The organism is Acinetobacter sp. YH12076 (assembly GCF_013419525.1).
Lineage (GTDB): Bacteria > Pseudomonadota > Gammaproteobacteria > Pseudomonadales > Moraxellaceae > Acinetobacter > Acinetobacter amyesii.
The window spans coordinates 1-1,660 of record NZ_VOZY01000038.1 but is presented as its reverse complement, the minus strand read 5'-3'; the positions used below and the strand labels follow the sequence as shown (position 1 = coordinate 1,660).

Sequence of the window (1,660 nt, the reverse complement as noted above, 5' to 3'; positions counted from 1 at the left end):
GCCAGGCCTCAGCATTTTATTATGGTGATCCCCTGGGCGAAATGCGCCTGGTAAGCAGAGTTTTTGAAATGTAAGGCCTTTGAATAAGACAAAAGGCTGCCTCATCGCTAACTTTGCAACAGTGCCATTTTAAGCGTTATGCTAAGCCCAGGAAGCCGCAGGATCTTTTGAACCACAACTGCATTAACGTCCGCTATTCTGATACGAGTGGATTGTACGCCTGGGAATTCGAGAAAGATGCTCAGAAATTCAGTCTGAAAGTCAAAGGGCAATATATTGCGAACAGCACGATTCATCAGCTCGATGCAGCATTAGACGGGCTGGGGATTGCCTATATTCCCGAGTATGTTGCAGATGGATATATCAAAAGCGGCAAGCTGATTGCTGTTCTGACCGAGTGGTGTCCATATTTTGACGGCTACCATATTTATTATCCTCACCGCCGACAGGATTCTCCTGCGTTTATGGCTTTTCTGCAAGTTTTGCGTGACAGGTACAATAATGGAATAAGATAAATTTATGAGTAAAGGATTATGTCCACGATAAGCACCTGGGTCGATTCCTGGGAGGCGGCCATGAGGGTAGGGAAGCGCCGTCCCGTCAAGTCAGCGTAATGCTCTGCCAGTGTTACAACCAATTAACCAATTCTGATTAGAAAAACTCATCGAGCATCAAATGAAACTGCAATTTATTCATATCAGGATTATCAATACCATATTTTTGAAAAAGCCGTTTCTGTAATGAAGGAGAAAACTCACCGAGGCAGTTCCATAGGATGGCAAGATCCTGGTATCGGTCTGCGATTCCGACTCGTCCAACATCAATACAACCTATTAATTTCCCCTCGTCAAAAATAAGGTTATCAAGTGAGAAATCACCATGAGTGACGACTGAATCCGGTGAGAATGGCAAAAGCTTATGCATTTCTTTCCAGACTTGTTCAACAGGCCAGCCATTACGCTCGTCATCAAAATCACTCGCATCAACCAAACCGTTATTCATTCGTGATTGCGCCTGAGCGAGACGAAATGCGCGATCGCTGTTAAAAGGACAATTACAAACAGGAATCGAATGCAACCGGCGCAGGAACGCTGCCAGCGCATCAACAATATTTTCACCTGAATCAGGATATTCTTCTAATACCTGGAATGCTGTTTTCCCGGGGATCGCAGTGGTGAGTAACCATGCATCATCAGGAGTACGGATAAAATGCTTGATGGTCGGAAGAGGCATAAATGCCGTCAGCCAGTTTAGTCTGACCATCTCATCTGTAACATCATTGGCAACGCTACCTTTGCCATGTTTCAGAAACAACTCTGGCGCATCGGGCTTCCCATACAATCGATAGATTGTCGCACCTGATTGCCCGACATTATCGCGAGCCCATCTATACCCATATAAATCAGCATCCAGGTTGGAATTTAATCGCGGCCTCGAGCAAGACGTTTCCCGTTGAATATGGCTCATAACACCCCTTGTATTACTGTTTATGTAAGCAGACAGTTTTATTGTTCATGATGATATATTTTTATCGGCACTGTTGCAAATAGTCGGTGGTGATAAACTTATCATCCCCTTTTGCTGATGGAGCTGCACATGAACCCATTCAAAGGCCGGCATTTTCAGCGTGACATCATTCTGTGGGCCGTACGCTGGTACT

2 protein-coding genes are annotated in these 1,660 nt (G+C 44.9%); one reads left to right on the top strand and one right to left on the bottom strand.

All coding sequences use genetic code 11. From position 1 onward, the window contains the following. Positions 1 to 113: 113 nt before the first annotated feature. Positions 114 to 515 (top strand): LysR substrate-binding domain-containing protein, encoded by a 402-nt coding sequence (locus tag FTU22_RS16205; RefSeq protein ID WP_001183556.1) that lies wholly within the window; start codon positions 114 to 116, stop codon positions 513 to 515. A gap of 136 nt (positions 516 to 651) precedes the next feature. On the opposite strand, the gene FTU22_RS16200 is transcribed toward FTU22_RS16205, so the two are convergent. After that, a complete protein-coding gene (locus FTU22_RS16200) occupies positions 652 to 1,467 on the bottom strand; it encodes an APH(3')-I family aminoglycoside O-phosphotransferase (protein ID WP_000018323.1) in 816 nt (271 codons plus the stop codon). Positions 1,468 to 1,660: the final 193 nt, after the last annotated feature.

What these genes read in the sequence shown, in the direction of transcription:
- FTU22_RS16200 (WP_000018323.1), bottom strand. Translation starts at nt 1,467, where the DNA reads ATGAGCCATATTCAACGGGAAACGTCTTGCTCGAGGCCGCGATTAAAT.